Genomic DNA, 25,514 nt, shown 5'->3' on the forward strand with positions numbered 1-25,514 from the left:
ACAGCGTGCCAAAAATCAACGCCAGATATGTTGATACCCCGTCTCCGGCCGGTCTTCCGGTTGGGACGAGGTTCCTTTGAAATAAACACAGCGAGGACGCTGTGAACGGTCGGGCCTATTCCGCCTGACTGTTCCGCTCTCGTGATGTGTGCACCCGATTACGGGTAAACATTCACGGAGAGTTTGATCCTGGCTCAGGACGAACGCTGGCGGCGTGCTTAACACATGCAAGTCGAACGATGAACCACTTCGGTGGGGATTAGTGGCGAACGGGTGAGTAACACGTGGGCAATCTGCCCTTCACTCTGGGACAAGCCCTGGAAACGGGGTCTAATACCGGATAACACTTCCACTCTCCTGGGTGGAGGTTAAAAGCTCCGGCGGTGAAGGATGAGCCCGCGGCCTATCAGCTTGTTGGTGAGGTAATGGCTCACCAAGGCGACGACGGGTAGCCGGCCTGAGAGGGCGACCGGCCACACTGGGACTGAGACACGGCCCAGACTCCTACGGGAGGCAGCAGTGGGGAATATTGCACAATGGGCGAAAGCCTGATGCAGCGACGCCGCGTGAGGGATGACGGCCTTCGGGTTGTAAACCTCTTTCAGCAGGGAAGAAGCGAAAGTGACGGTACCTGCAGAAGAAGCGCCGGCTAACTACGTGCCAGCAGCCGCGGTAATACGTAGGGCGCAAGCGTTGTCCGGAATTATTGGGCGTAAAGAGCTCGTAGGCGGCTTGTCACGTCGGGTGTGAAAGCCCGGGGCTTAACCCCGGGTCTGCATTCGATACGGGCTAGCTAGAGTGTGGTAGGGGAGATCGGAATTCCTGGTGTAGCGGTGAAATGCGCAGATATCAGGAGGAACACCGGTGGCGAAGGCGGATCTCTGGGCCATTACTGACGCTGAGGAGCGAAAGCGTGGGGAGCGAACAGGATTAGATACCCTGGTAGTCCACGCCGTAAACGGTGGGAACTAGGTGTTGGCGACATTCCACGTCGTCGGTGCCGCAGCTAACGCATTAAGTTCCCCGCCTGGGGAGTACGGCCGCAAGGCTAAAACTCAAAGGAATTGACGGGGGCCCGCACAAGCAGCGGAGCATGTGGCTTAATTCGACGCAACGCGAAGAACCTTACCAAGGCTTGACATACACCGGAAAGCATTAGAGATAGTGCCCCCCTTGTGGTCGGTGTACAGGTGGTGCATGGCTGTCGTCAGCTCGTGTCGTGAGATGTTGGGTTAAGTCCCGCAACGAGCGCAACCCTTGTTCTGTGTTGCCAGCATGCCCTTCGGGGTGATGGGGACTCACAGGAGACCGCCGGGGTCAACTCGGAGGAAGGTGGGGACGACGTCAAGTCATCATGCCCCTTATGTCTTGGGCTGCACACGTGCTACAATGGCCGGTACAATGAGCTGCGATACTGTGAGGTGGAGCGAATCTCAAAAAGCCGGTCTCAGTTCGGATTGGGGTCTGCAACTCGACCCCATGAAGTCGGAGTTGCTAGTAATCGCAGATCAGCATTGCTGCGGTGAATACGTTCCCGGGCCTTGTACACACCGCCCGTCACGTCACGAAAGTCGGTAACACCCGAAGCCGGTGGCCCAACCCCTTGTGGGAGGGAGCTGTCGAAGGTGGGACTGGCGATTGGGACGAAGTCGTAACAAGGTAGCCGTACCGGAAGGTGCGGCTGGATCACCTCCTTTCTAAGGAGCACTTCTTACCGAGTCCTTCGGGACGAGGTCAGAGGCCACTACGTCGGCAAACGTTCGACGGTGGTTGCTCATGGGTGGAACGTTGATTATTCGGCACACTTGATCGTCTTCTCCTTCTAGTACTGCTCTTCGGAGCGTGGAACGTTGAGGGGAGCGGGGAGTGTGCCGGGCACGCTGTTGGGTGTCTGAGGGAATGAACTTTCCTCAGTTGCCGGTCCCAGTGAACTCCAGCTTGAGGTTGGGGGTGATGGGTGACTGGTCGTTGTTTGAGAACTGCACAGTGGACGCGAGCATCTGTGGCCAAGTTTTTAAGGGCGCACGGTGGATGCCTTGGCACCAGGAACCGATGAAGGACGTGGGAGGCCACGATAGGCCCCGGGGAGTCGTCAACCAGGCTTTGATCCGGGGGTGTCCGAATGGGGAAACCCGGCAGTCGTCATGGGCTGTCACCCTTGCCTGAACACATAGGGCAAGTGGAGGGAACGCGGGGAAGTGAAACATCTCAGTACCCGCAGGAAGAGAAAACAACCGTGATTCCGGGAGTAGTGGCGAGCGAAACTGGATGAGGCCAAACCGTATACGTGTGAGACCCGGCAGGGGTTGCGTGTGCGGGGTTGTGGGATCTCTCTTTCACAGTCTGCCGGCTGTGAGACGAGTCAGAAACCGTTGATGTAGGCGAAGGACATGCGAAAGGTCCGGCGTAGAGGGTAAGACCCCCGTAGTCGAAACATCAGCGGCTCGTTTGAGAGACACCCAAGTAGCACGGGGCCCGAGAAATCCCGTGTGAATCTGGCGGGACCACCCGCTAAGCCTAAATATTCCCTGGTGACCGATAGCGGATAGTACCGTGAGGGAATGGTGAAAAGTACCGCGGGAGCGGAGTGAAATAGTACCTGAAACCGTGTGCCTACAAGCCGTGGGAGCGTCGGATACGTGCTTGCACGTATCTCGTGACTGCGTGCCTTTTGAAGAATGAGCCTGCGAGTTTGCGGTGTGTTGCGAGGTTAACCCGTGTGGGGAAGCCGTAGCGAAAGCGAGTCCGAATAGGGCGATATAGTAGCGCGCTCAAGACCCGAAGCGGAGTGATCTAGCCATGGGCAGGTTGAAGCGGAGGTAAGACTTCGTGGAGGACCGAACCCACCAGGGTTGAAAACCTGGGGGATGACCTGTGGTTAGGGGTGAAAGGCCAATCAAACTCCGTGATAGCTGGTTCTCCCCGAAATGCATTTAGGTGCAGCGTCGTGTGTTTCTTGCCGGAGGTAGAGCACTGGATAGGCGATGGGCCCTACCGGGTTACTGACCTTAGCCAAACTCCGAATGCCGGTAAGTGAGAGCGCGGCAGTGAGACTGTGGGGGATAAGCTCCATGGTCGAGAGGGAAACAGCCCAGAGCATCGACTAAGGCCCCTAAGCGTACGCTAAGTGGGAAAGGATGTGGAGTCGCACAGACAACCAGGAGGTTGGCTTAGAAGCAGCCACCCTTGAAAGAGTGCGTAATAGCTCACTGGTCTAGTGATTCCGCGCCGACAATGTAGCGGGGCTCAAGCGTACCGCCGAAGTCGTGTCATTGCGATATATACCCCCAACGGGGATCGTGATGGGTAGGGGAGCGTCGTGTGCCGGGTGAAGCAGCCGCGGAAGCGAGTTGTGGACGGTTCACGAGTGAGAATGCAGGCATGAGTAGCGATACACACGTGAGAAACGTGTGCGCCGATTGACTAAGGGTTCCTGGGTCAAGCTGATCTGCCCAGGGTAAGTCGGGACCTAAGGCGAGGCCGACAGGCGTAGTCGATGGATAACCGGTTGATATTCCGGTACCCGCTGTGAAGCGTCAAACATTGAACCAGGCGATGCTAAGTCCGTGAAGCCGCCCTGGAGCCTTCGGGCAAAGGGGAGTGGTGGAGCCGACGGACCAGACCTGTAGTAGGTGAGTGATGGGGTGACGCAGGAAGGTAGTCCAGCCCGGGCGGTGGTTGTCCCGGGGTAAGGGTGTAGGCCGTGCGATAGGTAAATCCGTCGCACATGAGGCTGAGACCTGATGCCGAGCCGATTGTGGTGAAGTGGATGATCCTATGCTGTCGAGAAAAGCCTCTAGCGAGTTTCATGGCGGCCCGTACCCTAAACCGACTCAGGTGGTCAGGTAGAGAATACCGAGGCGTTCGGGTGAACTATGGTTAAGGAACTCGGCAAAATGCCCCCGTAACTTCGGGAGAAGGGGGGCCATGTCCGGTGATCCGATTTACTCGGTGAGCTGGGGGTGGCCGCAGAGACCAGCGAGAAGCGACTGTTTACTAAAAACACAGGTCCGTGCGAAGCCGTAAGGCGATGTATACGGACTGACGCCTGCCCGGTGCTGGAACGTTAAGGGGACCGGTTAGTCATGATTCGTCATGGCGAAGCTGAGAACTTAAGCGCCAGTAAACGGCGGTGGTAACTATAACCATCCTAAGGTAGCGAAATTCCTTGTCGGGTAAGTTCCGACCTGCACGAATGGCGTAACGACTTCTCGACTGTCTCAACCATAGGCCCGGTGAAATTGCACTACGAGTAAAGATGCTCGTTTCGCGCAGCAGGACGGAAAGACCCCGGGACCTTTACTACAGTTTGATATTGGTGTTCGGTTCGGCTTGTGTAGGATAGCTGGGAGACTGTGAACTCTGGACGCCAGTTCAGGGGGAGTCGTCGTTGAAATACCAGTCTGGTCGTGCTGGATGTCTAACCTGGGTCCGTGATCCGGATCAGGGACAGTGTCTGATGGGTAGTTTAACTGGGGCGGTTGCCTCCTAAAGAGTAACGGAGGCGCCCAAAGGTTCCCTCAGCCTGGTTGGCAATCAGGTGTTGAGTGTAAGTGCACAAGGGAGCTTGACTGTGAGACCGACGGGTCGAGCAGGGACGAAAGTCGGGACTAGTGATCCGGCGGTGGCTTGTGGAAGCGCCGTCGCTCAACGGATAAAAGGTACCCCGGGGATAACAGGCTGATCTTCCCCAAGAGTCCATATCGACGGGATGGTTTGGCACCTCGATGTCGGCTCGTCGCATCCTGGGGCTGGAGTCGGTCCCAAGGGTTGGGCTGTTCGCCCATTAAAGCGGTACGCGAGCTGGGTTTAGAACGTCGTGAGACAGTTCGGTCCCTATCCGCTGCGCGCGCAGGAATATTGAGAAGGGCTGTCCCTAGTACGAGAGGACCGGGACGGACGAACCTCTGGTGTGCCAGTTGTTCTGCCAAGGGCATGGCTGGTTGGCTACGTTCGGGAGGGATAACCGCTGAAAGCATCTAAGCGGGAAGCCTGCTTCGAGATGAGTATTCCCACCCACTAGATGGGGTAAGGCTCCCAGTAGACGACTGGGTTGATAGGCCGGATCTGGAAGCACGGTAACGTGTGGAGGTGACCGGTACTAATAGGCCGAGGGCTTGTCCATAGAGGCTCGCGTCCACTGTGTTGGTTCTGAAGCAACGACCGACGTCCCCCCAGGTTTGGGGGGTTTCCGGTCACAGTTTCATAGTGTTTCGGTGGTTATAGCGTGAGGGAAACGCCCGGTTACATTCCGAACCCGGAAGCTAAGCCTTACAGCGCCGATGGTACTGCAGGGGGGACCCTGTGGGAGAGTAGGACGCCGCCGAACAACTTTTATCGGGTTGGACCCGGAACTTCGGTTCTGGGTCCAACCCTTTTTTGTTGTGCGTCACCTGACGTTCACGTTCCGCAACCAACATCACCCACATGGGTACTGCTGCAATGCTCAGGGCTGCCGGCGTCGGAGTCGGTGACGAGGTTGTCGTACCGGCCTTCGGGAACGTCGAAGTCGCCGAGGCCGTGGTCCTGGCCGGAGCGCTGCCGGTGTTCGCCGACATAGACCCGGTGACGTACTGCCTGGACGCCGTCGCGGTCGAGGCGGTTGTCACTCAGCGCACGGCGGCCGTTGTCGCCGTACACCGCTTTGGGCGGTCGGCCGATATCGCGCGGTTGCACGAGATCGGGCAGCGGCACGGACTGCTGGTGCTGGAGCAGGGTGAGTCCGAGGTGCCGTACGACGAAATCGCTCAGCGCAGGCAGCGGGCCTCGTATCTGGACGCGAAGCTGAAGGGTGTGTACACGCCCGATGGCGGTGACGGGCACACCTACCAGCAGTACGTCGTGCGGGTGCCGGGGAATGGGCGGCCGGATCGGGACGCCTTCGCTCGGGCCGTGCGGGCCAGAGGAGTTGAATGCCGGGTGCCGGTGAAGACGCCCGTGCACAGGCTGCCCGAGTTCCGTCGGTGTGTGTCTCTGCCGGAGACCGAGCGGGCCGCTGATGAAACGTTGGCTCTGCCGGTTGACGCTTCTCTGACCAAGCGGGACATGCAGCGCATCGTGTCCGCCTGCAATGCGCTCGGAGGACTGCTCCAGCCCGCGTTCTGAGCGGGTTTGGGAGCACGGCGCGTTCAGGGTATGATCTATTCCGTTGCCGCGAGGGAAACTTCGCAAAGGGCAGCAGGCCCCTATAGCTCAGTCGGTAGAGCGTCTCCATGGTAAGGAGAAGGTCAACGGTTCGATTCCGTTTGGGGGCTCCACGGAGAAGGCCCCGCCCATTCGGGCGGGGCCTTTCTCATGCCCTTCTCACTGTCTCCCTCAGTCCTTGTGGATGCCGGGGACCCGCATCGCCAGGATCGCCATGTCGTCCGACGGGGCGTCAGAGGCGAAGCGTTCGACCGCGCGCATGATGCGAGCCGCCACAGCGCCTGCCGTAAGGCCGGTGCAGGTCGTGAGGACGTCGGTGAGGCCGTCGTCGCCCAGCATGCGGCTGCCTTCGCGGCGTTCGGTGACGCCGTCCGTGACGCAGAGCAGGACGTCGCCGGGGTCGAGCGTGACCGTCTGCTCGTAGAGCTCCAGGTCCTCCATGACGCCGAGCAGCGGCTGGGGTTCGGCGGCCGGTTCGACCGTGCCGTCCTGGCGCAGGCGGAGCGGGAGCGGGTGGCCGGCGCAGACCACCTTCAGCTCGGCGCTGCCGTCCTCCTGTGGCCTCAACTCGCCGTACAGGAGCGTCAGGAAGCGGCTGCGGGCGCCCTCGTCGAGGATCGCGGAGTTCAGGCGCTCCAGGACCGCAGGGCCGCTGAGGCCCTCGCGTGCGAGGAGCCGGAGGGCGTGCCGGGCGAGGCCCGTGACCGCCGCCGCGTTCGGGCCCGTACCGCAGACGTCGCCGATGGCGAAGCCGTAGGCGCCGTCGCTGATCGGGAAGAGGTCGTAGAAGTCGCCGCCGACCTCGTTGCCCTCGCCGGCCGCGCGGTAGATGACCTCGACCTCGACGCCGCCGATCTCGGGGAGCTCGGGCGGCAGGAGGCTGCGCTGGAGGGACTGGCTGATGGCGGTGCGCTCGGAGTAGAGGCGGGCGTTGTCCAGGGCCAGGGCGGCCCTGCGGCTCAAGTCCTCGGCCAGCTCCAGGATTTCCTGGCGGAAGTGTTCGTCCGTGGGCTTGCCCAGGGTCAGCATGCCGATGACGCGGTTGCGGGCCACCAGCGGAAGTACGACCGTCTCGCCGCCGACCGCGGAGGCCGTGGCCAGGGTGGGCCCGATGCCGGCGCTGATGCGGCCGATGGGCTCGCCCAGGCCCAGGCTGCGCATGGAGGTGCGCAGGGCCGCCTGGTGGGCGGACTCGGCGGGGGCCGACCAGACGCGGGCGCCGGGGGTGGGCACCGGGTCCGGCGGGGGGATCTTCGACAACAACGACTTAATGCCGTCGATGAGTTCCTCGTCCTCGTGCAGGACGTACGACAGGTACGGCTCCGAGGCCTGGTCGGCGATGGTGTAGACCGCGCACCAGGTGGCCAGGGTCGGGACCGTCATCTGGGCCATCAGCGCGAGGGTCTGGTCGCGGTCCAGGGTGCCGGCGAGGAGGTCGGAGGCCTCGACGAGGAAGCTGAGGGAACCTCGGCGCAGGCGTTCGAGTTCGCCCAGCCGGGCCGATTCCACCGCGAGGGCGATGCGGTCGGCGGCGAACTGCAGGCGCAGCGCCTCTTCGTTGGAGTATCTGCCGGGTCCCTCCGCGGCGACGCCGAGGGAGCCGGTGAGGCGGCCCTCGACCTTCAGGGGGACCGTGACGACCGAGCGCATCCCGGTGCCCCTCAGCAGGGGGACGGCGCCGGGGACCATCGTGAGGTCCTCGTGGACGGCCGGCATGCGGGCCGAGCCGTAGCGGCCTGGGCCTGCCTCGACGGGCACGCGTGCGAAGCGCTGGCGGGCGGAGGGCAGGCCGGTGGAGGCGCGGACCTCCAGCTCCGTCTCGTCGTCGGTCGCGAGGAGCAGGAAGGCGGAGTCGCCGTCGAGCATGTCGCGGGCGCGTTCCACCGTGCGCTGGAGGAGGCCGTCGAGGTCGTCAGGGGCCGGGGAGCCGATGAACACCTCGAAGGGGTCGGTGCTCTGGGACTCGGTGCCGGTGTCGGAGGCCGGGACGCGCAACGGGGTCTGCAGGACCGCGCGTTCGTGGTCGCGGACCAGGAGGCAGACCGTGGAGGGCTCGCCGCCCGTGTCGCGGACGCGGAGGTGGGAGGCGTACACCGGTGTGACGCGGCCGTTGGCGCCCCTTATGCCGTAGCTGCCTTCCCAGCGCGAGAGTTGGAGCGCCTCCGCGATGCCGGTGCTGGTGCCCGGGGTGTGCGGCCAGGCCGCGAGGTCGGTCAGGGGCTTGCCGGTGACCTGCTCCGCCGCGTAGCCGAAGAGTTCCTCCGCGTCCTCGCTCCACGACGAGATGGAGCCCGTGCGGTCGATCTGGACCACGGCGACGCGGACGCGGCCGTCGGCGAGCGGGAGGAGGTCGGAGGGCAGGGACGGGCCGGCGGCGCGGGTGCCCACCGGGCGCTCGGGGAGGTTGAGTTGGAACCAGACCTGCTTGTGCGTCGGGGTGTACTCGACGCCCCAGCGGCCGGCCAGGGCCGCGCACAACTGGAGTCCGCGGCCGCCCTCGCGGTCGGGGCTGCCCATGTTGACGGGTGAGCCCTGGAGCGGGATCTCGCGCTCCGGATACCGGTCGGCCACCTCGATCCGTACGCCCTCTTCACTTCGCAGACACAGGACGTCCGCGGAGGTGCCGGCGTGTACGACTGCGTTCGTCACCAGTTCGCTGGTGAGGACGACGGCGTCGTCGACGATGTCGGCGAAGCCCCAGCCCTGCAGGGTGTCGCGGACGAAGGAGCGGGCGCTCGCGACCGATCGCCCGACGGGATCGAAGCTGGCTGCCGCGCGCGCGGTGATCACTGAACTCCTCGTCCGGTTGTCGACGTGCAGGGCTTCCTTGCCGACCGGCTCGCTCCGCTGGTGCGGCATGTGCGCGCCCGTCGGCCGCTCCGGGGATTGTCCCCCCGGGATCAGTCCGGTGGTCATGTCCGGCTGCCCCTCCGATGCCCGCTCGTGCTCCTCCTGTCACCGCCCAGGCCGGACGGGACCGGCGCGGCTGGACAGCCGCATGCAAGGTTACTTACCTTCGCCGTCCATGCGGATGCCGGTCTGCAGTGTTTCCGCCCGGAGGGTGTGCGGACGATGTGCGAAGCTGCCGAACTGTTATGGCCGGGTTCAGGCAGGGTGAAACACTGGGCAAGCTTCTTGTGAAGGTCCGGGCAGGCTGGGTGTCATTCGCGTACCGCGGGCAGCAGCACGTGGTGTGGCCTGGTATATCCGGCAGGAATACCCAGCGGTAACGGGTACGCCGAACAGTAGAACCCGAGCACAGCAGTAACGGTCGACCCCTGCGGGAGGGACACAGTGGAGTCTGGCGCAGCGACGCGGGGCACTAAGACGCGCGCGAAAGGCGGACAGTCCCTGAGGAACGAGCGCAAGGCGCGTGGCGGGACCACTGCCGTGGATACGGCTGCCCTGAACCGGCTGCTGGCGGCGCTGGTGTCCATGCGCGACGGGAATTTCCGGAAGCGGCTCACGGTGTCCGGCGACGGCGTGATGTCGGAGATCGCCGCTGTCTTCAACGAGGTGGCCGACCGAAATCTCCACCTCACGGGTGAGCTGGCGCGCGTGCGTCGGATGGTCGGCCGTGAGGGCAAGCTCACGGAGCGGCTGGAGACGGGGGCCTGTGAGGGCTCCTGGGCGGCTGCCATCGACAACTCGAACTCCCTGGTCGACGACCTCGTACGGCCTGTCTCCGAGGTCGGCCGGGTGCTCACCGCGGTGGCCGAGGGTGATCTGTCGCCGCGTATGGAGCTGCGCACGCAGGCGCAGGACGGTGCCGGGCATCCGCTGCGGGGTGAGTTCCTCAAGGTCGGGCGGACTGTAAACAACCTTGTCGATCAGCTGTCCACGTTCACCGACGAGGTCACGCGTGTGGCCAGCGAGGTCGGTACCGAGGGCAAGCTCGGCGGGCAGGCACGCGTGCGTGGGATGTCGGGTTCGTGGAAGGACCTCACGGACTCCGTCAACACGATGGCGTACCGGCTGACGGCCCAGGTGAGGGACATCGCCCTGGTGACGACGGCGGTCGCCAAGGGTGATCTGTCCCGGAAGGTCACCGTCCATGTGGCCGGCGAGATGCTGGAGCTGAAGAACACCGTCAACACGATGGTGGACCAGCTGTCGTCCTTCTCCTCCGAGGTGACGCGAGTCGCGCGTGAGGTGGGCACCGAGGGCGAGCTCGGCGGGCAGGCGAAGGTGCCGGGTGTGGCCGGTGTGTGGAAGGACCTCACCGATTCGGTGAACCTCATGGCCGGCAACCTGACGGCCCAGGTGCGAGGAATCGCACAGGTGACGACCGCCGTCGCCAACGGTGATCTCTCGCAGAAGGTAACCGTTTCGGCACGCGGCGAGGTCGCTCAGCTCGCGGACACGATCAACCAGATGACCGAGACGCTGCGGATCTTCGCCGACGAGGTCACACGTGTGGCCAACGAGGTCGGCGCCGAGGGGCGGCTGGGCGGCCAGGCGAACGTGCCGGGCGCCGCGGGCACCTGGAAGGACCTGACGGATTCCGTCAACACCGTCTTCCGGAACCTCACCATTCAGGTGAGGGACATCGCCGCCGTGACGACGGCCGTGGCCAACGGTGACCTGTCGCAGACGGTCACGGTCGATGTGGCCGGCGAGATGCTGGAGCTGAAGAACACCGTCAACGGCATGGTCGACCAGCTGTCGTCGTTCGGTGCCGAGGTCACGCGTGTGGCGCGCGAGGTCGGTGTCGAGGGTGAACTCGGCGGGCAGGCGCAGGTGCCGGGGGCGGCCGGCACGTGGAAGGACCTGACGGACTCCGTCAACACGGCCTTCCGGAACCTCACCGGACAGGTGAGGAACATCGCCCAGGTCACGACGGCGGTGGCGAACGGTGACCTGTCGCAGAAGGTCACCGTGGACGTCTCCGGCGAGATGCTCCAGCTGAAGAACACCGTGAACACGATGGTGGACCAGCTGTCGTCCTTCGCCGACCAGGTCACGCGGATGGCCCGGGACGTGGGTACCGAGGGCCGGCTGGGCGGTCAGGCCGTCGTACCGGGTGTCGCCGGTACGTGGAAGGAGCTGACCGACTCCGTCAACGGAATGGCAGGGAACCTGACTGCCCAGGTGCGCAACATCGCCCAGGTCACCACGGCGGTCGCGCGCGGTGACCTGTCCCAGAAGATCGACGTCGACGCGCGCGGCGAGATCCTGGAGCTGAAGAACACCATCAACACGATGGTCGACCAGCTGTCGTCCTTCGCCGATCAGGTGACCCTGGTCGCGCGTGAGGTGGGTACCGAGGGCCGTCTGGGCGGACAGGCACAGGTGCCCGGCGTCGCCGGTGTGTGGCGTGACCTGACCGACTCCGTGAACGGCATGGCCTCCAACCTGACCGGCCAGGTGCGCAACATCGCGCAGGTCGCCACGGCGGTGGCCCGGGGTGACCTGTCCCAGAAGATCACCGTGGACGCGCGCGGGGAGATCCTGGAGCTGAAGAACACCCTGAACACGATGGTGGACCAGCTGTCGTCCTTCGCCGAAGAGGTCACGCGTGTGGCCCGTGAGGTGGGCACGGAAGGCATCCTCGGCGGGCAGGCCGAGGTGCAGGGTGTCTCCGGCACCTGGAAGGACCTCACGCAGTCCGTGAACTTCATGGCGAACAACCTGACCATCCAGGTGCGCAACATCGCCGAGGTCACGACCGCGGTCGCCAAGGGAGACCTGTCCAAGAAGATCACCGTCGACGCGAAGGGCGAGATCCTCGAGCTCGTCACCACCGTCAACACGATGGTGGACCAGCTGTCGTCCTTCGCGGAGCAGGTGACCCGGGTCGCCCGTGAGGTGGGTACCGAAGGCATCCTGGGCGGTCAGGCGCATGTGCCCGGCATCACGGGCATCTGGAAGGACCTCAGCGGCAACGTCAACCTGATGGCCAACAACCTGACCGTCCAGGTGCGGAACATCTCCCAGGTCGCGGCGGCCGTCGCCAACGGTGACCTGACGCGGACGGTGACGATCGAGGCGCGCGGCGAGGTCGCGCAGCTCGCCGACACCTTCAACACCATGGTGAAGACGCTGAGTTCGTTCGCCGACCAGGTCACCAAGGTGGCCCGCGAGGTGGGCACGGACGGGATCCTCGGCGGTCAGGCGCACGTACCGGGTGTGGCCGGTACGTGGAAGGACCTCACCGAGTCCGTGAACCAGATGGCGTCCAACCTGACCGGCCAGGTGCGCAACATCGCCATGGTCACCACCGCCATCGCCAAGGGTGACCTGACGAAGAAGATCGACATCGACGCCCGGGGCGAGATCCTCGAACTCAAGACGACGATCAACACGATGGTCGACCAGCTGTCGTCGTTCGCCGAGGAAGTCACCCGAGTCGCCCGCGAGGTGGGCACGGAGGGGCAGCTCGGCGGCCAGGCACGCGTGCGTGACGTCGACGGAACCTGGCGCGACCTCACCGAGTCCGTGAACGAAATGGCAGGAAACCTTACTCGCCAGGTGCGTGCCATCGCACGCGTGGCGACCGCGGTGACCCGTGGCGACCTGAACCTGAAGATCGACGTCGACGCGTCCGGCGAGATCCAGGAGCTCCAGGACTACATCAACAAGATGATCGCCAACCTGCGCGACACCACGATCGCCAACAAGGAGCAGGACTGGCTCAAGGGCAACCTCGCCCGGATCTCGGCGCTGATGCAGGGCCGCCGCGATCTGGAGGACGTGGCCTCGCTGATCATGAGCGAGCTGACGCCGGTCGTGACCGCGCAGCACGGCGCGTTCTTCGTCGCCATGCCGCTCCTCGACGGCAAGGATCTGGCCGCCGAGAACGACGACCAGTACGAGCTGCGGATGCTCGGGTCGTACGGCTACTCGATGGGATCCATGCCGACGTCCTTCAGGCCGGGTGAGGCGCTCATCGGTACGGCCGCCGAGGAAAAGCGCACGATCCTCGTGGAGAACGCGCCCAGCGGCTACCTGAAGATCTCTTCCGGGCTCGGAGAGGCGCCTCCCGCGCAGGTGATCGTCCTTCCGGTGCTGTTCGAGGGCAAGGTGCTCGGCGTCATCGAGCTGGCCTCCTTCACCCCCTTCACGCAGATCCAGAAGGACTTCCTCAACCAGATCGCCGAGATGATCGCGACCAGCGTCAACACCATCTCGGTCAACACCAAGACCGAGGTGCTGCTGAAGCAGTCGCAGGAGCTGACCGAGCAACTGCGTGAGCGTTCGGCCGAGTTGGAGAACCGGCAGAAGGCCCTCCAGGCGTCCAACGCCGAACTGGAGGAGAAGGCCGAGCTGCTGGCCCAGCAGAACCGCGACATCGAGGTGAAGAACACCGAGATCGAGGAGGCGCGGCAGGTCCTGGAGGAGCGCGCCGAGCAACTCGCCGTCTCCATGCGCTACAAGAGCGAGTTCCTCGCCAACATGTCGCACGAGCTGCGTACGCCGCTGAACTCGCTGCTGATCCTGGCCAAGCTGCTCGCCGACAACGCCGAGGGCAACCTCTCGCCGAAGCAGGTCGAGTTCGCCGAGACCATCCACGGCGCCGGCTCCGACCTGCTCCAGCTGATCAACGACATCCTGGACCTGTCGAAGGTCGAGGCGGGCAAGATGGACGTCTCCCCGACGCGCATCGCGCTCGTCCAGCTCGTCGACTACGTGGAGGCCACCTTCCGGCCACTGACCGCGGAGAAGGGCCTGGACCTGTCCGTACGGGTCTCGCCGGAGCTGCCGGCCACACTGCACACCGACGAGCAGCGGCTGCTTCAGGTGCTGCGGAACCTGCTGTCGAACGCGGTGAAGTTCACCGACTCCGGCTCGGTCGAGCTGGTGATCCGGCCCGCCGGGATGGATGTGCCGCAGGTGATCCGGGAGCAGCTGCTGGAGGCCGGTTCGCTGACCGAGGCGGACGCGCCGCTGATCGCGTTCTCCGTGACCGACACGGGCATCGGGATCGCGGCCAGCAAGATGCGGGTGATCTTCGAGGCGTTCAAGCAGGCGGACGGTACGACCAGCCGCAAGTACGGCGGTACCGGTCTGGGGCTGTCCATCTCGCGGGAGATCGCGCAACTGCTGGGTGGCGAGATCCACGCGCAGAGCGAGCCGGGACGCGGCTCGACGTTCACGCTGTATTTGCCGCTGCACCCCAGCGAACTGCCCCCGCACGGCTACCAGCAGCAGCTGCCGTCCCTCGACGCGGGCGATCTGGTGGCCTCGGCCGCCGATCTGGCGGAGCTGGCCGACGTCGAGATCGAGACGCCGGCCGAGGTGCGGTCCTACCGGGAGACCCAGAACGGCGCCGCCGCGCTCTTCAGGCGCCGCCGCAGGGCCGCCCACGAGCTGGAACAGCGCCCGGCGCAGTTGGAGCGGTGGTCCGCGACGGAGCAGCAGGACAGGACACCGCAGCCGCGCCGGGGCATCCGGTTCGGCGGCGAGAAGGTGCTGATCGTCGACGACGACATCCGTAACGTCTTCGCGCTCACCAGCGTCCTGGAGCAGCACGGCCTGTCCGTGCTGTACGCCGAGAACGGCCGCGAGGGAATCGAGGTCCTGGAGCAGCACGACGACGTGGCGGTCGTGCTCATGGACATCATGATGCCGGAGATGGACGGGTACGCGACGACCACGGCGATCCGCCGGATGCCGCAGTTCGCCGGGCTTCCGATCATCGCGCTGACCGCCAAGGCGATGAAGGGCGACCGGGAGAAGGCGATCGAGTCGGGGGCTTCCGATTACGTGACGAAGCCGGTCGATCCCGATCATCTTCTTGCGGTGATGGACCAGTGGATGAGGGACCAGTGACGACGGCTGAAAGTGTTCACACGGAGTTGCTGACTGAGTGTGCTCGAAGCCGTGTAGAAGTGCGGGATACGGGGAACCTTCTGGTCTCCTGCCGCGTTTCTGCTACGTGCACAGTGACATCGCGGTGACAGGGTGTGGCGACAGGCGGGGTGCGGCTACCATGACCGGCACGAGGGCGGGCGGCGTAAGGGAGTCGTCCCCTGGGGCGGAGCCCGGTGCACTGCCGGGGCGAGGAGGGCGGGCCATGGTGCAGAAGGCCAAGATCCTCCTGGTCGATGACCGGCCGGAGAATCTGCTGGCGCTGGAGGCGATCCTCTCTGCGCTCGATCAGACCCTGGTGCGGGCATCGTCCGGGGAGGAAGCGCTCAAAGCACTACTGACGGACGACTTCGCGGTCATTCTGCTGGACGTCCAGATGCCGGGAATGGACGGTTTCGAAACCGCCGCGCACATCAAGCGGCGGGAACGGACCAGGGACATCCCGATCATCTTCCTCACCGCGATCAACCACGGCCCGCATCACACCTTCCGCGGCTACGCGGCGGGCGCGGTGGACTACATCTCCAAGCCGTTCGACCCGTGGGTGCTGCGGGCGAAGGTCTCCGTGTTCGTCGAGCTGTACATGAAGAACTGTCAGCTCCGGGAGCAGGCGGCGCTGCTGCGGCTCCAGTTGGAGGGTGGCGGCGGCAAGGCCGCGGGCGCCGACTCCAAGGAGCCGGCGGGGCTGCTGGCCGAGCTGTCGGCGCGGCTCGCCGCGGTCGAGGAGCAGGCCGAGGCGCTGTCCAAGCAGCTCGACGACGAGTCGGCGGACGCTGCCGCGGTGGCCACGGCGGCCCATCTCGAACGCAAACTCACCGGATTGCGGCGGGCGCTGGACGCCCTGGAGCCGGGAACCGGGAGCGCGTCCTCCGTGCCTTCGCAGAACTGACGTCGTGAAGGCGCCGGTTGGCCGGCCAGCGACGCCCAATTGTCCTGTGTGTGACCGGTCCGTGAACCGGCGTCAGTTCGCCTCCTCCGCAAGGGCGACACGAACGGGTGAAGCAGTGGGCACACGTGTCCGCTGTCTTCTCCACCGGTAACCTCACACCCATGGCCTCACGTTCCTCCGCAGCCAAGAAGCCGCCCGCGAAGAAGGCGGCCGCTTCAGCGAAGGCTCCGGCGAAGAAGGCCGCCGCCAAGAAAGCCCCCGCGAAGAAGGCGCCGGCGAAGAAGGCCGCGGCCAGGAAAGCCGCGCCTCCGAAGCCCGCGCCGAACCCCACCGGGGGCGTGTACCGGCTCGTGCGCGCCATCTGGCTCGGGCTCGCGCACGCGGTCGGCGCGGTGTTCCGCGGCATAGGGCAGGGCGCGAAGAACCTCGACCCCGCCCATCGCAAGGACGGCATCGCGCTGCTGCTGCTCGGCCTCGCGCTGATCGTCGCCGCCGGCACCTGGTCGAATCTGCGCGGTCCCGTCGGCGACCTGGTCGAGATCATCGTGACCGGCGCCTTCGGCCGGCTCGACCTGCTCGTGCCGATACTGCTCGCGGTCATCGCCGTACGGTTCATCCGGCACCCCGAGCAGCCCGAGGCCAACGGCCGCATCGTCATCGGCCTGTCCGCGCTCGTCATCGGCGTGCTCGGCCAGGTCCACATCGCCGTCGGCTCGCCCGCCCGCAGCGACGGCATGCAGGCGATAAGGGACGCCGGCGGGCTGATCGGCTGGGGTGCGGCGACCCCGCTGACGCACACCATGGGCGAGGTCCTCGCCGTACCGCTGCTCGCGCTGCTCACGATCTTCGGGCTGCTGGTCGTCACCGCCACCCCGGTCAACGCCATCCCGCAGCGGCTGCGGCAGTTGGGCATCAAGCTCGGCATCCTGCCCGACCCCGACGAGGACGACGACTACACCGACGACGAGCAGCGCTACGACGAGCAGTGGCGTGACGCGGTGCCCGCGTCACGTTCGCGCAGGCGTGCGCCGGCGCGTGATGCGTACGACCCCGACGGCGCCGAGCAGGAGGCCCTCTCGCGGCGTCGCGGGCGTCCGAGGCGCTCCGCGGTGCCGCAGCCCGAGATGGACCGTCCCATGGACGCTGTGGACGTCGCGGCGGCCGCGGCTGCCGCGCTCGACGGTGCCGTCCTGCACGGGATGCCGCCCTCGCCGATCGTCGCCGACCTCACCCAGGGCGTCAGCGTGGGCGACCGCGCGGAGACCACCCCGGTGCCGACGCCCGTCCCCGCCGCGCGGCCCAAGCAGGAGAAGCTCCCCAAGTCCGAGATCCCGGACCTGACCAAGTCCGGGGTTCCCGACCTCACCAAGGCCGCGCCCGAGGAGATGCGCGACCTGCCGCCGCGCGCCGAACAGCTCCAGCTGTCCGGCGACATCACCTACTCCCTGCCGTCGCTGGACCTCCTCGAGCGCGGCGGGCCCGGCAAGTCGCGCAGCGCCGCAAACGACGCCATCGTCGAGTCGCTCACCACCGTCTTCTCCGAGTTCAAGGTCGACGCCCGGGTCACCGGCTTCACGCGCGGGCCGACGGTCACGCGCTACGAGGTCGAGCTCGGACCCGCCGTGAAGGTCGAGCGGATCACCGCGCTGACGAAGAACATCGCATACGCGGTCGCCAGCCCGGACGTGCGGATCATCAGCCCGATCCCCGGCAAGTCCGCGGTCGGCATCGAGATCCCCAACACCGACCGAGAGATGGTCAACCTCGGTGACGTGCTGCGCCTCGCGGCCGCCGCCGAGGACGACCACCCGATGCTGGTCGCGCTCGGCAAGGACGTCGAGGGCGGCTACGTGATGGCCAACATCGCGAAGATGCCGCATGTGCTGGTTGCCGGTGCGACCGGCTCCGGTAAGTCGTCGTGCATTAACTGCTTGATCACTTCGGTGATGATGCGGGCGACCCCGGAGGACGTCCGCATGGTCCTCGTCGACCCCAAGCGCGTCGAGCTGACCGCCTACGAGGGCATCCCGCACCTGATCACGCCGATCATCACCAACCCGAAGCGGGCCGCCGAGGCGCTCCAGTGGGTCGTACGGGAGATGGACCTTCGCTACGACGACCTCGCGGCGTTCGGATACCGGCACATCGACGACTTCAACCAGGCGATCCGTGACGGCAAGCTGAAGACGCCCGAGGGCAGTGAGCGCGAGCTCAAGACCTATCCGTATCTGCTGGTGATCGTCGACGAGCTCGCCGACCTGATGATGGTGGCGCCGCGCGACGTCGAGGACGCGATCGTGCGTATCACGCAGCTCGCGCGCGCGGCCGGCATCCACCTGGTGCTTGCCACGCAGCGGCCGTCCGTCGACGTCGTCACCGGTCTGATCAAGGCGAACGTGCCCTCGCGGCTCGCCTTCGCCACCTCCTCGCTCGCCGACTCGCGGGTCATCCTCGACCAGCCCGGCGCCGAGAAGCTGATCGGCAAGGGCGACGGGCTGTTCCTGCCGATGGGGGCCAACAAGCCGACCCGTATGCAGGGCGCCTTCGTGACCGAGGAAGAAGTCGCGGTCGTCGTCCAGCACTGCAAGGACCAGATGGCCCCCGTCTTCCGGGACGACGTCACCGTCGGGACCAAGCAGAAGAAGGAGATCGACGAGGAGATCGGCGACGACCTCGACCTGCTGTGCCAGGCGGCGGAGCTCGTGGTCTCCACGCAGTTCGGGTCGACGTCGATGCTCCAGCGCAAGCTGCGCGTCGGGTTCGCCAAGGCGGGGCGGCTGATGGACCTCATGGAGTCCCGCGGCATCGTGGGCCCGAGCGAGGGCTCGAAGGCTCGTGACGTTCTTGTGAAACCTGATGAGCTGGACGGAGTGCTCGCCGTGATCCGCGGGGAGGCATAAAGCGAGCCCGACGCGGAATACGGGAGGCAGTGGTCGCCTCGCGGGTGGGTGGGTGAGCGATGGGCCGATGTCCGATCGTGACTCACCCGTAAGGGATCATTGAGCAACCGTTCCCCTTCGGCGTACGTCAAGTTGAGGGAAGCGACAAACTCGTGCCCCACCATCGGTGTGTCCGGCCATACCGATGGCGTACAAAGTCCTACCGCCCGGTTGCCCCACCCTTTCGTTACCCCCCTAGACTGAACCTCCAGCACAGGTGGCTTAAACGCTCGAAAGGCGCCCCCGTGTCCATCGGCAACTCCCCTGAAAACGAGCGTCCGTTCGAAGACGTCCCCGAGGATTCCAGCCCCTCGATCGGCCGTGCCCTGAGGCAGGCGCGCCTCGATGCCGGGCTGACTGTCGAGGACGTCACCAACGCCACCCGGGTCCGCATCGCCATCGTGCAGGCCATCGAGGCTGACAATTTCGCCCCCTGCGGCGGAGACGTGTACGCCCGTGGCCACATCCGGACCCTGGCCAAGGCCGTCCACCTCGATCCGGCCCCGCTGCTCGCCCAGTACGACGCCTCGCACGGCGGACGACCGGCGCCGACCCCGGCCGCCCCCCTGTTCGAGGCGGAGCGCATCCGTCCCGAGCGGCGCGGGCCCAACTGGACCGCGGCCATGGTCGCCGCGATCGTCGCGGTGGTCGGGTTCGTCGGGTTCACCGCCTTCAAGGGCGGGGACGACGGCGGCAAGTCGGCCGTCGCCGAGGGCGGCTCGACTCCGACGTCCGACAAGACCACACCCACCCCGAAGACCGACAAGCCCAAGGACCCCAAGCCGGAGCCGTCGGACAGCGCCATCGCCGCCGTCCCGCAGGACAAGGTGACCGTCCAGGTCAGCGCCGCCGACGGACGCAGCTGGATCGCGGCCAAGGACCACAACGGCCGGTTCCTCTTCGACGGCCTCCTCAAGCAGGGCGACACCAAGACCTTCCAGGACAGCGAGAAGATCAACCTGGTCCTCGGTGACGCGGGCGCGATCGACCTCTACGTCAACGGCAAGAAGATCGAGGACGACTGGCAGCCCGGCGCCGTGGAGCGCCTCACGTACACGAAGGGCGACCCGCAGGCGGGATAAGTCCGGCTGAAGGGTCGAGGTGAGGACGGGGTTGGCCAAGATCGGCCAACCCCGTCGACGTGGGCTGTCAGTGAGACAAAGTAGTCTTGAGCCCATGCCTGAACGCCGTACCGTCGCACTCGTCACTCTTGGCTGCGCCCGTAACGAGGTGGACTCGGAGGAGCTCGCAGGCCGCTTGGAGGCGGACGGCTGGGACCTCGTGGAGGACGCCGCGGACGCGGATGTCGCGGTCGTCAACACCTGCGGCTTCGTCGACGCCGCCAAGAAGGACTCCGTCGACGCGCTCCTGGAGGCCAACGACCTCAAGGATCATGGAAGAACCCAGGCCGTCGTGGCGGTGGGCTGCATGGCCGAGCGGTACGGCAAGGACCTCGCCGAGGCCCTTCCCGAGGCCGACGGAGTGCTTGGCTTCGACGACTACGCGGACATCTCGGACCGCCTGCAGACCATCCTGTCCGGCGGTATCCACGCCGCCCACACCCCGCGCGACCGGCGCAAGCTGCTGCCGATCAGCCCTGCCGAGCGGCAGGAGTCGGCGGCCGACGTCGCGCTCCCCGGGCATGCGCCCGTCGACCTCCCGGACGGGCTCGCTCCGGCCTCCGGCCCGCGTGCGCCCCTGCGCCGCCGTCTCGACGGCACCCCGGTCGCCTCGGTGAAGCTGGCCTCCGGCTGCGACCGGCGCTGCTCCTTCTGCGCCATCCCGTCCTTCCGCGGCTCCTTCATCTCGCGCCGGCCCAGCGACGTGCTGAACGAGACGCGGTGGCTGGCCGAACAGGGTGTGAAGGAGATCATGCTGGTCTCCGAGAACAACACCTCCTACGGCAAGGACCTGGGCGACATCCGCCTGCTGGAGTCCCTCCTGCCGGAACTCGCCGAGGTCGACGGCATCGAGCGTGTCCGCGTCAGCTACCTCCAGCCGGCCGAGATGCGGCCCGGCCTGATCGACGTGCTGACCTCGACGCCGAAGGTCGCCCCGTACTTCGACCTGTCCTTCCAGCACTCCGCGCCCGACGTGCTGCGCGCGATGCGCCGCTTCGGCGACACCGACCGCTTCCTGGAGCTGCTGGACACCATCCGCAGCAAGGCCCCCCAGGCCGGCGTGCGCTCCAACTTCATCGTCGGCTTCCCCGGCGAGACCGAGGCCGACCTGGCGGAGCTGGAGCGCTTCCTGAACCACGCGCGGCTGGACGCCATCGGCGTCTTCGGCTACTCCGACGAGGACGGCACCGAGGCCGCGACGTACGACAACAAGCTCGACGAGGACGTCGTCGCCGAGCGGCTGGCACGTGTCTCCCGGCTGGCCGAGGAACTCGTCTCGCAGCGATCCGAGGAGCGCGTCGGGGAGAGCGTGTACGTGCTCGTCGAGTCGGTCGACTCCGAGGACTCGGCGGACGGCGCGCACGGCCGCGGGGCACACCAGGCGCCGGAGACGGACGGCCAGGTGCTGCTCACGAGCAGCGAGGGACTGAGCGTCGGTCGTATGGTCGAGGCGAAGGTGGTCGGTACGGAAGGTGTCGACCTGGTGGCCGAGCCGCTGCTCGGCACGCTCGCGTGTAGTGAGGAGGCGGACAGATGACCGGAGTTCCGGCGTCCGCCGCGGGTGGCTCCCCGGCGGGTGCGGCGGGCAAGGCGAGTGCGGTGGGCTCGTCGAAGGCGGGCGGCTCTAAAGCGGGCGGAGCGAAGGCCGGCGGAGCGAAGGCCGGCGGCTCCACGGCGAGCGATGCCGAGACCGGTGTCCAGGGCGGTGCGAAATCCCCGCGCGGCGGGAAGATCGCGGCCGCGGCCGTCAACCAGGCCAGCGTCTGGAACATCGCCAACCTCCTGACCATGCTCCGGCTGGTCCTCGTGCCGGCATTCGTCGCGCTGATGCTGGCCGACGGCGGATACGACCCGGCGTGGCGCTCACTCGCCTGGGCGGCCTTCGCCATCGCCATGATCACGGACCTGTTCGACGGTCATCTGGCGCGCACGTACGACCTCGTCACCGACTTCGGGAAGATCGCCGACCCCATCGCCGACAAGGCGATCATGGGGGCGGCGCTGATCTGTCTGTCGGCACTGGACGATCTGCCGTGGTGGGTGACGATCGTCATCCTCGGCCGGGAACTCGGGATCACGCTCCTGCGTTTCATCGTCATCCGGTACGGCGTGATCCCGGCGAGCCGCGGCGGCAAGCTCAAGACCCTCACGCAGGGCGTGGCAGTCGGGATGTACATCCTGGCGCTGACGGGGTGGCTGGCCACCCTGAGGTGGTGGGTGATGGCTGCGGCGGTCATCCTGACCGTGCTGACCGGGCTCGACTATGTGAGACAAGCCATTGTGCTGCGCAGGCAGGGAATCGCCGAGCGCAAGGCCGCGTTGGAGGAGACGGAAGCGTGAGTTCCCGGGCCGCCGACGTGGTGCGACTACTCACAGTGAAGGGTGAGACGCTCGCTGTCGCCGAGTCGCTGACAGGCGGACTGGTTGCGGCGGACATCACAACCGTCCCCGGGGCATCAAAGGTCTTCCGGGGTTCGGTAACCGCCTACGCCACCGAGCTGAAGCACCGGCTGCTCGGCGTCGACGCCACCTTGCTGGAGCAGCGCGGAGCGGTGAATCCGCAGGTCGCGGCCCAAATGGCGGTAGGCGTGCGGAAGGCCCTGGGGGCCGACTGGGGCATCGCCACGACCGGTGTGGCGGGGCCGGACATGCAGGACGGACACCCCGTCGGGACCGTTTTCGTCGCCCTGGACGGGCCCATCGGTCCTGGCTCCGGTTCTGCCGGTGGCGGAAAAGTGGAGGCCCTGCGGTTGAACGGCGGCCGCGAGGAAATTCGTATGGAGAGTGTACGGAGCGTACTCGCGCTCCTCCTGAAGGAGCTTGCGAGCGAACACACTGGGAATGAGCGGGCACAGGATACGGAACAGAACGGGGGGTTTTGATGTTTGCAGCCCTGAGTGAACACGACATCGCTCCCCGCACGGCCGCGGCGCAAGGCGGTACGGTGGGGCGTGAAGGATGCGGCTACGCGGTCCGAGGAGGGAGCCACCGATGATTCTGCTCCGTCGCCTGCTGGGTGACGTGCTGCGTCGGCAGCGCCAGCGCCAGGGCCGTACTCTGCGCGAAGTCTCCTCGTCCGCCCGAGTCTCACTCGGCTATCTCTCCGAGGTGGAGCGGGGGCAGAAGGAGGCTTCCTCCGAGCTGCTCGCCGCGATTTGCGACGCGCTGGACGTACGGATGTCCGAGCTCATGCGGGAAGTGAGCGACGAGCTCGCCCTCGCGGAGCTGGCCCAGTCTGCTGCGGCCACACCCAGCGAGCCTGTACCCGCGTCGGTCCGTCCGATGCTGGGTTCCGTGTCGGTGACCGGCGTGCCACCGGAACGGGTGACCATCAAGGCGCCTTCCGAGGCGGTGGACGTGGTCGCCGCGTGACAGCGACGCCGGTGCGCGTGGACTGACCACGCGCTGAGGAGTTGTACGAGGCCCCGGCCGGGGCTTCTCCAGGGAGACCTGGGGGAGCGCGGCCGGGGTTTCGTCTGTTACGGGGGCGCCCGGTCCGTTTGCCGGGGTGTGGCCCGGCGGTCATGGTGGAGGTTGTGACGGCGCCCGACGCGGAGTGAAGGCATTGGCCCGCGCCGGGTCCTCGTGCCGTTGCTGCGCCCTCCCGGCCGGTGAGCGGGCGGCCTAGCCTCGGGCTGGAGGTGAGTGGATGGCACGGCCGATAGCGCGCTGGGGGGTGGCTCTCGGGTTCGGGGCGCTGTGGTGGTGGGCCGTGCTGCGGCTCGCGCTGGCGCCGGACACGGGGGTGCTGGAGGCGGCCGTCGCCGCCGGAGGGTGGGGGCTGAGCCTGTTGCCGGTGCACTGTGTGCCCAAGGCGCGGGCCGTGGGAGCCGTCGATCCGCGACGCTGGGCGCGGGCCTGGCGGACCGGGCGGGCCGCCACGGCAGCTACCACGGCATCGCCACCCCACCGTTCGGACGCAGGATCTGCCCCGTGGTGAAGGACGACGCGTCGGACGCCAGGTGCAGCACCGCGTGCGCGACGTCCTCCGCCTCGCCGACCCGGCCCAGCGGCGACCTGCGGGCCATGAACGTCTCCGTGTGAGCCTGCGCCGCCGCGTCGTGGCGGTCCGTCATGGGGGTGCGGATCCAGCCCGGGGCGACCGCGTTGACGCGGATGCCGTGCGGACCCATCTCCGTGGCCAGCGTCTTCGTCAGCTGTACGACGGCCGCCTTGGCCGCGCCGTAGCAGAGCAGGCCGGGGCCGCCGGTGTCCACGGCGCCCGAGGCCATGGTGATGATGCTGCCCCGTACGCGCTGGTCGAGCATCGCGCGGGCCGCCTCCTGGCAGGCGTGCAGCACGCCCTTGAAGTTGACGTTCAGCACACGGTCGAGGTCCTCGTCGCGGGTCTCCAGGACCGGGCTGCTGTGCATGATCCCCGCGACCGCGGCCAGCACGTCCAGCCGCTCGCAGGAGGCGACCGCCTGGCGGAGCTGTTCGCGATCGGTGACGTCGAGGTGGTGGATGCGGGCGCTGCCGCCGCTCGATTTGATCAGGGTCTCTGTGCCGTGCAGACCCTGCGCGTCACGGTCGGCGCAGTGCACGGTGGCACCGGCCTCGGCGAGCAGCACGGCCGACGCGCGGCCGATGCCGCTGGCGGCGCCGGTGACGAATGCGGTGCGTCCGGTGAGGTCGTACGCCTTGACGGCCATGAAGGGACGGTACGAGTGAATCTGACGGGTCGTCAATTAGTCGTACGGTGTTGGGTTCTGCCGCGTGAGGCGGTGCCGGGCGTCGTGTGCGGGGCCGGGCCCGCCTGGCAGTTCGGGCACCAGTAGGTGGGGCGCTCGCGGGAACCGTCGCCCTGGTCGGCCGCGCGGATCGGGGTGGTGCAGCGCAGGCAGGGGCGGCGGGCGCGGCCGTACACGAAGAGGTCCTGGTCACGGCGGCCGGTCGTGCTGCGGACGAGGCGGTCGCGGTTGGCTTCCAGGAGCTTCTTGGCGAGGACGGGCAGTTGGGCGGTGTGCTCGGCGGGGAGTGCGCCGATGGGGAGCCAGGGGGTGACGCGGAGCAGGAAGCAGAGCTCGCTCTTGTAGACATTGCCGATGCCGGCGAGGTTGCGCTGGTCCAGCAGGGCCTCGCCGAGGGGGCGGGCGGGGTCCGCGAGGAGGTTGACGAGGGCGCGGTCGGGGTCCCAGTCCGGGCCCAGCAGGTCGGGGCCCAGGTGGCCGACGGCGCGGTCCTCCTCGGCGGTGTGCAGGAGGTCGAGGACGGGGAGGCGGTAGCCGACGGCCGTATGGGCGGGGCGGGTGGCCGCGGCGGTCGAGCCGTGGGTGGCGGCGTCCGGGGCGGTCGCGTCGGGGGCGACGGCGAGGATCACGCGGATCTGGTGGGCGGCGCCTCCTGTCCAGCGCTGCTGGTCGGCGAACACCTTCCAGGAGCCCTCCATGCCGAGATGCGAGTGGACCGTCAGGCCGCCCTCGATGCGGGCGAGGAGGTGTTTGCCACGGGGGGTGACGTCCAGCACGGTGCGGCCCGTGAGGTCGACCGTGGCGTACTTGGGCACCCTGAAGTCGCTACGGGTGAGCGTCCGGCCCGCGAGGGCGGTGTGGAGCCGCTTCGCGGTCTGCCAGACCGTGTCTCCTTCGGGCATGGGTCAAGGGTGGCACG

General features: G+C 66.7%; 13 protein-coding genes, 1 tRNA gene and 3 rRNA genes. 14 read left to right on the forward strand and 3 right to left on the reverse strand.

Annotated features, from left to right (window positions below):
• Positions 1–171 precede the first annotated feature (171 nt).
• From OG254_RS35250 to OG254_RS35270, 5 genes are all read left to right on the forward strand, one after another.
• A 16S ribosomal RNA gene (locus OG254_RS35250) occupies positions 172–1,697 on the forward strand.
• 307 nt (positions 1,698–2,004) lie between these two features.
• Positions 2,005–5,125 (forward strand): 23S ribosomal RNA (locus OG254_RS35255).
• Positions 5,126–5,212: 87 nt separating this feature from the next.
• Positions 5,213–5,329, forward strand: a 5S ribosomal RNA gene (gene rrf, locus OG254_RS35260).
• Together the 16S, 23S and 5S rRNA genes form the textbook arrangement of a ribosomal RNA operon.
• 113 nt (positions 5,330–5,442) lie before the next feature.
• A complete protein-coding gene (locus tag OG254_RS35265) occupies positions 5,443–6,105 on the forward strand; it encodes a DegT/DnrJ/EryC1/StrS family aminotransferase (protein ID WP_351201483.1) in 663 nt (220 codons plus the stop codon).
• Positions 6,106–6,181: 76 nt separating this feature from the next.
• Positions 6,182–6,257, forward strand: a tRNA-Thr gene (locus tag OG254_RS35270).
• 58 nt (positions 6,258–6,315) lie between these two features.
• Here OG254_RS35270 and OG254_RS35275 read toward each other — a convergent pair.
• On the reverse strand, positions 6,316–9,060 hold the full coding sequence (locus OG254_RS35275; protein WP_405589953.1) for a SpoIIE family protein phosphatase: 2,745 nt from the start codon (positions 9,058–9,060) through the stop codon (positions 6,316–6,318).
• 378 nt (positions 9,061–9,438) lie between these two features.
• On the opposite strand from OG254_RS35275, the gene OG254_RS35280 reads away from it, so the two are divergent.
• The 9 genes from OG254_RS35280 (at position 9,439) to OG254_RS35320 (ending at position 23,844) form a co-directional block, all read left to right on the forward strand.
• Positions 9,439–14,916, forward strand: coding sequence for a HAMP domain-containing protein (locus OG254_RS35280; RefSeq protein WP_405589956.1), 5,478 nt, complete (start codon positions 9,439–9,441; stop codon positions 14,914–14,916).
• Between the two features lie 244 nt (positions 14,917–15,160).
• Positions 15,161–15,844 (forward strand): two-component system response regulator, encoded by a 684-nt coding sequence (locus OG254_RS35285; protein WP_147994119.1) that lies wholly within the window; start codon positions 15,161–15,163, stop codon positions 15,842–15,844.
• Between the two features lie 161 nt (positions 15,845–16,005).
• Complete coding sequence (locus OG254_RS35290; protein ID WP_405589960.1) at positions 16,006–18,744, forward strand: DNA translocase FtsK; 2,739 nt, start codon at positions 16,006–16,008, stop codon at positions 18,742–18,744.
• Positions 18,745–19,028: 284 nt separating this feature from the next.
• On the forward strand, positions 19,029–19,865 hold the full coding sequence (locus OG254_RS35295; RefSeq protein WP_351201468.1) for a RodZ domain-containing protein: 837 nt from the start codon (positions 19,029–19,031) through the stop codon (positions 19,863–19,865).
• Positions 19,866–19,959: 94 nt separating this feature from the next.
• Entirely contained in the window at positions 19,960–21,441 is a 1,482-nt protein-coding gene (rimO, locus tag OG254_RS35300) for a 30S ribosomal protein S12 methylthiotransferase RimO (protein WP_405589964.1), read from the forward strand.
• The gene (gene pgsA, locus OG254_RS35305; RefSeq protein ID WP_405589967.1) at positions 21,438–22,244 is read left to right on the forward strand and encodes a CDP-diacylglycerol--glycerol-3-phosphate 3-phosphatidyltransferase; all 807 of its coding nucleotides are present in this window, start codon (positions 21,438–21,440) and stop codon (positions 22,242–22,244) included. Before rimO ends, pgsA begins: the two co-directional genes overlap by 4 nt.
• A complete protein-coding gene (locus OG254_RS35310; RefSeq protein ID WP_147994124.1) occupies positions 22,241–22,786 on the forward strand; it encodes a CinA family protein in 546 nt (181 codons plus the stop codon). The genes pgsA and OG254_RS35310 overlap by 4 nt, the downstream gene beginning before the upstream one ends.
• A 109-nt stretch (positions 22,787–22,895) precedes the next feature.
• The gene (locus tag OG254_RS35315; RefSeq protein ID WP_030046881.1) at positions 22,896–23,276 is read left to right on the forward strand and encodes a helix-turn-helix domain-containing protein; all 381 of its coding nucleotides are present in this window, start codon (positions 22,896–22,898) and stop codon (positions 23,274–23,276) included.
• 277 nt (positions 23,277–23,553) lie between these two features.
• Complete coding sequence (locus OG254_RS35320; RefSeq protein ID WP_147994125.1) at positions 23,554–23,844, forward strand: hypothetical protein; 291 nt, start codon at positions 23,554–23,556, stop codon at positions 23,842–23,844.
• Here OG254_RS35320 and OG254_RS35325 read toward each other — a convergent pair.
• Complete coding sequence (locus OG254_RS35325; protein WP_405589970.1) at positions 23,792–24,556, reverse strand: SDR family NAD(P)-dependent oxidoreductase; 765 nt, start codon at positions 24,554–24,556, stop codon at positions 23,792–23,794. The two genes, OG254_RS35320 and OG254_RS35325, sit on opposite strands and share 53 nt — an antisense overlap.
• A 32-nt stretch (positions 24,557–24,588) precedes the next feature.
• Entirely contained in the window at positions 24,589–25,497 is a 909-nt protein-coding gene (locus tag OG254_RS35330) for a DNA-formamidopyrimidine glycosylase family protein (protein ID WP_405589973.1), read from the reverse strand.
• Positions 25,498–25,514 lie beyond the last annotated feature (17 nt).

This window comes from Streptomyces sp. NBC_01092 (assembly GCF_045039535.1).
Lineage (GTDB): Bacteria > Actinomycetota > Actinomycetes > Streptomycetales > Streptomycetaceae > Streptomyces.